The following is a 9,187-nucleotide window of genomic DNA, read 5'->3' as shown; positions in this document are numbered from 1 at the left end:
GCATCAGGGTTTGCATCCATAAAATCACACCATGACTTAACCCTCTGCTCTTTTATATCTCCACTTACTAGTTCATGTCCGAGTTCTATCGCCTTTGCATTACCCCTGTTTTTATAGCAAATGCCTACTTGATGTCTCTCTTCATCACTCATAATAGGAAGATTAAAAGAGTTTAAAAATGCCCCTTTTTTAAACTCGATGGGTGCTCGAACATCTATTAATGGTCTCTCATTTAATACTATTGATTTAAAATTATCAAAGAGTTCTGACACCTACAAAACCTCTACCAAATTTTTACCTTTTTTTACCGTCTCGCCTATAGGTTCAAGAGTTAATCCTGCATTAACAGCAGAAGCATAAAACTCATCTACACCCTCTTTTTTTACAAAAACAAGAAGTCCGCCTGAAGTCTGAGCATCACAGAGTATCTCTTGCTGCTGCTGCGTCATCGTTGCAATTTTATCCCCATAACTCATAAAATTTTTACGAGAGCCTCCCGGAATACATCCTAGCACTCTATACTTTTCAACATTTGGCAAAAGTGGAACTTTGTCAAACCATATATTAGCACTAACTCCACTTGCCTCACATACTTCGCTTAAATGTCCCAAAAGACCAAATCCAGTTATATCCGTCATAGTAACGACACAATCTAAAGGCGCAAAAGTTGCGCCGACTTTGTTAAGAGTTACCATCGCTTCAATCGCCGCATTTATATCACCCGCTTCAATCTTTTTTTGCTTTTGAGCGGTAGTAAGTATCCCGATTCCTATCGGTTTTGTTAAAAAGATAAAACAATCTTCCCTAGCAGAACTATTTTTCATAAGGTTTCTGTTCTCAACAAGCCCTGTAACTGCAAGCCCGAAAATCGGCTCAGGAGAGTCAATAGAGTGTCCGCCTGCAAGAGGAATACCGGCATCTTCACATGCCTTGCGGCCTCCATCTATAACATCTCTTGCAACATCTGAGGAGAGTTTATCAATAGGCCATCCAAAGATAGAGATGGCCATAAGAGCATTTCCACCCATGGCATATATATCGCTAAGTGCGTTTGTCGCAGCGATGCGTCCAAAAGTAAAAGGGTCATCCACGATAGGCATAAAAAAGTCTGTTGTTGATAAAACAGAGGTTCCGTTGCCTAAATCATACGCCGCTGCATCATCTCTATGCTCATTGCCTACAAGAAGCTCGGGGTAGAAAGTAGTTGAAAGATTAGATTTTAGTATCTCATCAAGCAGCATCGGAGAGATTTTACATCCACACCCTGCTCCATGACTATATTCTGTGAGTTTTATTTGCTCCATTGTTTTCCTTAAAAATAACGATTTTACTTATGTAATTCTAACTCTTTTTTTAGATATTCACCCGTATAAGAGCCTGTTTTCTTATAACTCTTTGCCAACTCTTCAGGAGTTCCTTCTGCGATAATAAGTCCCCCACCGCTTCCACCTTCAGGTCCCATGTCTATAACATAGTCAGCATTTTTTATCATGTCTAGGTTATGCTCAATTATGAGAACGGAGTTACCAAACTCTACAAACTTATGAAGCACTCCTGTAAGCCTATCCACATCCGCAAAATGAAGTCCAGTAGTAGGTTCATCAAGTATATAGAGCGTTTTACCGGTATCTTTTCGGCTAAGCTCCTTGCTTAGTTTTATCCTTTGCGCTTCACCGCCTGAGAGTGTTACGGCATTTTGACCTAAAGTTATATAACCAAGACCCACATCAACAAGCGTTGACATTATTTGGTTTATCTTTGGAATAGGTCTAAAAAACTCATACGCTTCATCAACACTCATTCTTAAAACGTCTGATATATTTTTACCCTTGTAAAAAACTTCTAAAGTCTGCTGGTTGTAGCGTGTTCCCTTACATGTGTCGCACTTGACCATAATGTCGGGTAAAAAGTGCATCTCAATCTTGTTTTCGCCCTCGCCTTGACACTTCTCACATCTTCCGCCTTTGACATTGAAACTAAATCTAGAGCTTGTATAGCCTCGTATTTGTGCCTCTTTTGTCTGCGCAAAGAGATTTCTTATCTCATCCATAACACCTGTATATGTTGCGGGATTACTTCTTGGAGTACGACCGATTGGACTTTGATCAAGATAGATAACTTTATCTACATGTTCTAGTCCATTTATCTCTACACCCGCTACTTTATTTACTTTTCTTGCATGGTTTAGCAGCTCTCTGGCTGTTGGAAGAAGTGTTTGAAGCATCAGGGAACTCTTTCCACTACCACTAACGCCTGTTATACAAACAAAGTTATTAAGAGGAATTTTTACACTTAAATTGTTTATGTTATTTAGTGTAACATTTTTAATCTCTATGTATTTATCCTGCACACGTCTATAAAAATACTCTATCTTTTTTCTGCCATAAAGGTAGTCCGCTGTAAGTGTTTTTGCCTTTTTGAGCTTATCGAGTGTTCCTGAAAAAACAACCTCTCCGCCAAATTTTCCAGCACCCGGTCCAATATCTACAATAAAGTCTGCATTTTCGATAGTCTCCTTATCATGTTCGACGACTATAACGCTGTTACCCTTCTCCTGCAAGCTTCTAAGCGTGCGGATGAGCTTTAGCGTATCTCTCTCATGCAGTCCGATACTCGGCTCATCTAAAACATACAAAACACCAGTCAACCCGCTTCCAATTTGTGAAGCGATGCGGATTCTTTGAGCCTCGCCTCCGCTGATTGTTCTAGCATCTCGCCCTAACGTAATGTAACCAAGACCTACATCAAACAAAAAGTAAAGTCTTTCTCGTATTTCGTTTAAGATTGGCGCACCTATTTGAGTGTTTTGTTTTGAAAAATTTGCAAAATTGCTCTCATCTTTAAACCACTCGTAGCTCTTTGAAATTGGCATGTCTAAGATATCTGCGATTCCTTTATCCACAACCTTTACAGCAAGTGACTCTCTTTTTAGTCTATGCCCTTTGCAGATGCTACAAACCTTTTCACTCATGTACTCAGCTAATTCTTTTTCATCCTTAAACATATCATAGGCTATCTTGATTATTCCCGGCCAGACTCGCTTGACTTCATGACTCTTCCACAAAAAACTCACTTCATCGATACCGCCATGTAAAATTGCTTTTTGCTTATACTCTGGAAGTTCTGAATATGGCACTGTTATATCGATATCGTTTGCTACACAAAAGCCCTTTAAAAATGTAAAGTAGTACCCTTTGTTAAAGCCGTAAATAATCTTAACCGCGCCTTTTTCTATACATAAATCTCTATCAATTATCTTCTCTTGATCAAGTGCATAACGAAGTCCGAGTCCATCACACTCGCTACATGCTCCCTTTGGAGAGTTAAAGGAGAAAGATAACGGCTCAAGTGGATCAAAACTTATCTTACAATCAAAACATGCGTTATGTTCGCTATAATGAATACTTTGCTGTTTTAGTCCAAGCTCTTCATGGTTTAGTATATCAACCTCAAGTTCGCCATAGCTCTCTTTAAGTGCTTTTTCAACATCTGCAGCTATTCTCTCCTTGTTCTCTTCTTTGACTACAACTCTGTCAATAACGACCTTGATGGTATGCTTTTTTGTTTTACTAAGCTCTATCTCTTCATCGAGTCTAACCATAACACCGTCAATCATAGCACGTACATATCCCTTATGTACTAAAGACTCCAAAACATCATGAAAGCTGCCTTTTTTTTCACGAATAAGAGGAGCTAAAAGAACAAGCTTTGCGCCCTCAGGAAGTTTTGCAACTTCGGCGATAATATCAGAAGCGCTCATTTGAGAGACTACTTTGCCGCATTTATAACAGTGCTGTATCCCAATTCTCGCATATAAAAGTCTTAGATAATCATATATTTCAGTAATTGTTCCGACTGTTGAGCGTGGATTTTTTGAAGTTGTTTTTTGATCTATGGCGATAGCAGGAGTAAGCCCTTCTATCTTATCGACATCAGGTTTTCCAACGCGATCTAAGAACTGCCTTGCGTATGAGGAGAGAGACTCCATATAGCGTCTTTGCCCTTCGGCATAAAGAGTGTCAAAAGCCAGTGTTGACTTCCCACTTCCGCTTAGTCCCGTAAATATAACCAACTTGTTTTTTGGAATCTCAAGCGATATGTTTTTTAAATTATTCTCTCTAGCACCTACTATTTTTATAACATCTTTATTTTTCATCTTAAGCTAACATTCCTCTAAAAAAATATTCTTTGTATTAAGTATATAACAACTAATAGATAAAAACCTACTAATAATTTTTTCTGTAAAGCAGAGTCTACCCTGTCTTTAAGTAAAATACCAACATATACGCCCGCTAATGATGCCAAGCCGATAACTACTCCGCTAAAGAAGTCTATCTCCCTGCTTAAGGCATGAGAAATCAACCCTGAAATAGATGAGAAAACCACAAAAAAAAGTCCTGCAGATATCGCTTTTTTTAAATCAACATGCAAAAAGCCGACTAAGATTGGAACTAAAATAATACTTCCGCCAACTCCAATAAGCATACTAAAAAGACCTAAAAAAAGACCTATTAAAAAAAGTATAACTCTATTTACATCTTTTTGTACAACATCAATTTTTGCTTTAAAAAAAAGTCTGCTAAGTGCAAACAGAGCAAAAAGCAAAAATATAATCTCTAGTGTCAAGTCACTAAATACAGATGTAAAAAACCCACTTAAAAGTGCGCCGACAAAGCCGCCAACGCCTATTGTAAAGACCATGGGAACATCAAGCGTTCCCTTTTTATTGTTAAGATAACTTCCATAAACTGAACTAAAAACCATCTGGACAACTGAAATACCTATTGCATCTTTAATCTCATAACCAAGAAACAAAAGCATGGGAACAAGTATCGTTCCGCCGCCGATGCCAAAAAAACCGGACAATGTACCGACCCCAGCACCTAGAAAAATCAATTCAATCATTATCAAAACTTTTTTGGAATTATAGCATCTTTCTAATGCAACGTTTCATTTTGAAAAAATATTAAGAATTTTTAGAGGTGTGCTAAAGTATAATTTAGCCAAATAAGGGCGTAAGAATGTTAAATACAATTATAGAAGCTTCAAAAAATTTTTGTATCCATCAAGTCAGGTTATCATATGAGCTACACGATAATGTAGCTAAAATGAGAACAGTTATTGCTTATATTGATATACAAAGCATAAATGGAACCAAATATAGAGTTTATATCGGAGCAACACTGAGTTTTGCACAGAGAATATCTACACTTCTTTTAGAAGAGGATGAGAGTGATGAGGAGACTTTGATTGACATGACGCTAGAAACTGCAAATCTCATAGTCGGAAGCGCTAAAGTTCTTGCTAGTAAGAACCCATCCGAATCCTACACTATGTCAATACCGCATTTTGAAAAGATTGATATTTTTGATTTTAACTACGATAAAGCCAAAGTCTTAAAGATAGAAGATGATGAGATGATTATTGCCATCAAGGAACTCTAATTGAAAAAACAAAGACATGCCTATGGAGCCAAAGAGTTTACATTTGACCCTGATAAGGAACTCTCATGGATGGATTACTCGGGGCTTCTAGATATGGAAGTTGAGTTTGTATCCGAACTAGGCGAAACAGAACTCACTATCGGTGACATACTAAAACTAACAAAAGGTTCTATTATAGACCTTAAAAAGCCTGCAGGAGAGAGTGTTGAGTCTTATGTGAACGGACGTATTTTAGGAAAAGGCGAGGTTATGGTCTATGAAAAAAATCTTGCAATTCGTATCAACGAGATACTTGACTCAAGTGCTGTCTTATATCATCTTGCAAAAGAGAAACTATGATTAAACTGCTCTTTATTTTTCTCCTCCCATTTTCTCTATATGCTTCAAAAATTCTAAGCTATAACATATATGACAGAACCGACAGAGTAGATGTTATGATAACATTTGACACCCCTTATGAAGGTGTTATAAAACAGAGTTTAAGTGATTCAACTATTTTGATTAAACTAGAAGATGCATCTATAGAGTCTTCAAAGATAAAAAAACTCTCTTCTAAGTATATAAAATCCATCGCTATTACTCCGATGTCAGGCTATACACAAATAGCCGCTAATGTGCCACCCTCCATAGTCCTTCAAGCGTCAAAAACCTCTGATTCTTACGGGCTTAGATTAAGATTTACAACTATTGTGCCCCAAACAGAAAATTCCATAAAAACTCAAGAGGCTGAGCCTTTAGGGCTTGGTTCTCTTCCGACGAAGAAAAGTGATGATATATCACAAAGTTACTATATAGTTATAGCTATATTAACTATAGGAATAGTTATGCTCTTTTACATAAAAAAGAGAGTCTCAACTCCACAAAATAAACAAAACAAATCTTCTTGGCTATTTGCACAAAATGCTCAAACAGAAAAAAAAGCTCCACAACCGACTTTTTCAAGTGATGTAAGCATACGATTTCAAAAATCTCTAAACAGCCAAAACAGCGTTGTGATGCTAGATTTTGGCGAGCAGAGCTATCTTGTGCTTATGGGGGAAAATAATATTTTACTTGATAAATTTACACAAAACAGACCTGTTACCCAAGATGATTTTGAATCTATTTTACAAAGCAGGCATCAGGAGTTAGATAATTTTTTAAATAATAGTGACGAAAATTCCAAAGAGTATCTTCGGGCATACAAAGAAAAGGCTGCCTCTGTTAGATATGAGGTTTAAAAATTTAAAAGTTAAGAAGCGTCCGTCTGAAATCTATTTTCTAATAGCTTCTTAATTGTCTCTAGATTTACTGGAGTTAGTCTGTATTTCTCATCCATCATTTTGCTTATATGATAAACTTCAGTTACTGTAATTCCATATGGGTCTTTTTTCTCTTTTATTACCTTCTCCTCATCAAAAGAGTAGAGATATAAACTTTTTCGTGTTAGCTGAATATAGTAAGTTAAGACTATTTCATCTGAATGCTTTTTTTCTATTGCCACAATCACTTGTTGTTTATCTTTAACGCTACTATCTAGCTGTAGCTGTTCTCTCATTTGCGCAGCATCTATATAGCCAATATAAAACTTATTATACAAATCATGGTATCTTTGAATTTTTTCGCTCATTAAAAAGCTCATATCTAGTATATGCTTTTTGTTGCTATTGATAGTTTTTGTTATCCATGAGATAGTGTTATAGTACCTAAAATGATAAAGTCTTAAAGAGTGAGCCTCTATCATTTTACTAGATTTGATTCTCTTTTTTGGCATCAGTTTTCTAGCATCAGTATCTACAATATACTCAAGCACATCATTCGCCAAAAAACCTTCAGTCATCCAAACAGTACAATATGAGGGTAGTTGTCTGACTCCAGTAGCGCCCTCGTTTAAAATAATCAGAGCTTTTATTTTATAGTTTGGAAAAATTATCTCAAGAAGGGCTCTCTTTTTTCTAAGTCTTTTTCTAAGCTTTAGCACAGATTTAACAAGCGTCATCTCTACAAAGTAGAGTTCATTGTCTTTTGTAATAAGCATAGCATCAAATTCACTGATTTCTCTGCTTTTTGTTCTATAAACAATCTGCTGTTTTTCACTTATTGAGAGTGTATTTGCATGTGCTTTTATTTTATCTTGATGAAAACCCTTCAGCACAAACTTTTCAATATTTTCATTTTCTACTGCATAAATAAGAAGTTTTTCATAAATAAAGTTTTCAAAAACTTCGCCCTCAAAAGAGCGGTATGAACTCAAAAAATGTGGATCGTCTTTACTTACCTTTTTTCTTATTAGAGAGAGGAGATGTTTTACATTGTAGTCATAGTGTAGCAGATTGTCACCTATATCGCTATGGTCTAATGTTTTAATTGATTTGCTGATTTTTAACAAACTATCTCACTATTACTAAAAAAGTCATCTATCTCAGTGCGGTATTGTTGTATATCAGATATACGGTTTACACTGTTTCTAAGTGTTGATGCACCTCTATAACCTTTAGAGTAAGTATGCGTATGTTTTCTAAACATTGGCAACCCATGGGAGCCATAAAACTCTATCATCTTATCAAAGTGCTCCATGATTATAGCATGCTTGACTTTTTTGTCAATATTTTCAGTGCCTGCTTTAAGCTGATGAAATATCCAAGGAGCACCGATGGCTCCTCTTCCAATCATAACACCGTCGGCTCCGGTATATTCTAGCACCCATTTTGCTTTCTCGTAAGAGTCTATATCGCCATTTGCTATTACCGGGATTTTAACTGCCTCTTTAATCTCTTTTATTGCATCATAATCAACTGCGGCTTTAAATTTTCCTGCGCGTGTTCTTCCATGAACCGCTAAAAAATCAGCTCCGCTATCTTCAACTCTCTTTGCTATATCAATATGGTTTTTTTTCTCAAAACCGAGTCTTATTTTTACACTTGTTAAATTTTTATTTGAGGTATCTTTTATAGCTCTTATAATCTCACCCATCAAAGGCAAGTCTAGCAGCAGTGAGCTTCCACTTCCATGTCCGACTACTTTTGGTACGGGGCAGCCGCAATTTAGGTCGATAATGTCTATGCCCTCTTGCTCATTTAAAATTTCAACTGCGCTACGGATGGTATTTGTATCTGCTCCGGCAATCTGAACGGAGTATGGGTCTTCATTTGGACTTTTTTGTATCATATTAAGAGTCTTGGCAGAACCGTGAACTAGAGCATTTGAGCTGAGCATTTCGCTTACAGTCAAATCTGCTCCAAATTTCTTTACAACACTTCTAAAAGGCAAATCTGTGTAGCCGGCAAGCGGCGCGAGTACATATATGGGCTCTTTAAAAGATAATTTTTCACTCATTATTTATATACTAAATTACACAAAGAGATTGATATCAAAATGCTTACCATTGTCTCTTAGTGAGCTGTAAGCTTTAAAAGACATATACTCGTTAGGTTGTGAAATATCCAAAATATCTTTAGCCGGGGTTAGCATCTCTAAATCAAAAAGAGTAAATAAATACGCTTCCATTGCTGCCTCATCCTCATTACTTAAGAGTTCAAATAGTTTTATTCTTTGCTCTGGAAGCATTGATTTGGAGAGTTTTTTTGAAGCTTCTATATACTCTTTTGAGTTTAGTTTTAGATTATGAAAAAGAGAAATCAAGGAGTCGTTGGATATCTCTAAAGTATGCGCATCTGCATTAATCCTTGAGAGTATCTCAAAAAGAGCCTCTTTAGTAAGAGTCTCTTTGTATTTTTCTATAGCTTTAAGAGATGCATGTTTGA

General features: G+C 36.5%; 8 protein-coding genes and 2 pseudogenes. 3 read left to right on the top strand and 7 right to left on the bottom strand.

Annotated features, from left to right (window positions below; all coding sequences use genetic code 11):
* The 4 genes and pseudogenes from M0Q17_RS09495 to M0Q17_RS09480 form a co-directional block, all read right to left on the bottom strand.
* Positions 1–272, bottom strand: a pseudogene (locus M0Q17_RS09495) (tRNA 2-selenouridine(34) synthase MnmH); the annotation flags it as partial.
* Entirely contained in the window at positions 273–1,304 is a 1,032-nt protein-coding gene (selD, locus tag M0Q17_RS09490; protein WP_295086262.1) for a selenide, water dikinase SelD, read from the bottom strand.
* A gap of 23 nt (positions 1,305–1,327) precedes the next feature.
* Positions 1,328–4,156: an excinuclease ABC subunit UvrA gene (gene uvrA, locus M0Q17_RS09485; protein ID WP_295086260.1), complete on the bottom strand. Its 2,829-nt coding sequence runs from the start codon at positions 4,154–4,156 to the stop codon at positions 1,328–1,330.
* A 17-nt stretch (positions 4,157–4,173) separates the two neighbouring features.
* Complete coding sequence (locus tag M0Q17_RS09480; protein ID WP_295086258.1) at positions 4,174–4,905, bottom strand: sulfite exporter TauE/SafE family protein; 732 nt, start codon at positions 4,903–4,905, stop codon at positions 4,174–4,176.
* A gap of 116 nt (positions 4,906–5,021) precedes the next feature.
* On the opposite strand from M0Q17_RS09480, the gene M0Q17_RS09475 reads away from it, so the two are divergent.
* The 3 genes from M0Q17_RS09475 to M0Q17_RS09465 are packed head-to-tail and all read left to right on the top strand — an operon-like array spanning position 5,022 to position 6,664.
* Positions 5,022–5,444, top strand: coding sequence for a chemotaxis protein CheX (locus M0Q17_RS09475; protein WP_295086256.1), 423 nt, complete (start codon positions 5,022–5,024; stop codon positions 5,442–5,444).
* Positions 5,445–5,783, top strand: coding sequence for a flagellar motor switch protein FliN (gene fliN / locus M0Q17_RS09470; RefSeq protein WP_295086254.1), 339 nt, complete (start codon positions 5,445–5,447; stop codon positions 5,781–5,783).
* Positions 5,780–6,664, top strand: coding sequence for a hypothetical protein (locus M0Q17_RS09465; RefSeq protein ID WP_295086252.1), 885 nt, complete (start codon positions 5,780–5,782; stop codon positions 6,662–6,664). Before fliN ends, M0Q17_RS09465 begins: the two co-directional genes overlap by 4 nt.
* An 11-nt stretch (positions 6,665–6,675) precedes the next feature.
* Here M0Q17_RS09465 and M0Q17_RS09460 read toward each other — a convergent pair whose 3' ends face one another.
* The 3 genes and pseudogenes from M0Q17_RS09460 to M0Q17_RS09450 all read right to left on the bottom strand — a co-directional run.
* Complete coding sequence (locus M0Q17_RS09460; protein ID WP_295086250.1) at positions 6,676–7,812, bottom strand: hypothetical protein; 1,137 nt, start codon at positions 7,810–7,812, stop codon at positions 6,676–6,678.
* Complete coding sequence (gene dusB / locus M0Q17_RS09455) at positions 7,806–8,759, bottom strand: tRNA dihydrouridine synthase DusB (protein ID WP_295086248.1); 954 nt, start codon at positions 8,757–8,759, stop codon at positions 7,806–7,808. The genes M0Q17_RS09460 and dusB overlap by 7 nt, the downstream gene beginning before the upstream one ends.
* Positions 8,760–8,774: 15 nt before the next feature.
* A pseudogene (locus M0Q17_RS09450) lies at positions 8,775–9,187 on the bottom strand (hypothetical protein); the annotation flags it as partial.

Source organism: Sulfurimonas sp., assembly GCF_023229105.1.
Lineage (GTDB): Bacteria > Campylobacterota > Campylobacteria > Campylobacterales > Sulfurimonadaceae > Sulfurimonas.
This window is presented reverse-complemented; position numbering and strand designations above follow the sequence as displayed.

Bases quoted from the DNA above. Each gene is read 5' to 3' on its own strand.
- selD (WP_295086262.1), bottom strand. From the start codon at position 1,304: ATGGAGCAAATAAAACTCACAGAATATAGTCATGGAGCAGGGTGTGGA.
- uvrA (WP_295086260.1), bottom strand. From the start codon at position 4,156: ATGAAAAATAAAGATGTTATAAAAATAGTAGGTGCTAGAGAGAATAAT.
- M0Q17_RS09480 (WP_295086258.1), bottom strand. From the start codon at position 4,905: ATGATTGAATTGATTTTTCTAGGTGCTGGGGTCGGTACATTGTCCGGT.
- M0Q17_RS09475 (WP_295086256.1), top strand. From the start codon at position 5,022: ATGTTAAATACAATTATAGAAGCTTCAAAAAATTTTTGTATCCATCAA.
- M0Q17_RS09465 (WP_295086252.1), top strand. From the start codon at position 5,780: ATGATTAAACTGCTCTTTATTTTTCTCCTCCCATTTTCTCTATATGCT.
- dusB (WP_295086248.1), bottom strand. From the start codon at position 8,759: ATGAGTGAAAAATTATCTTTTAAAGAGCCCATATATGTACTCGCGCCG.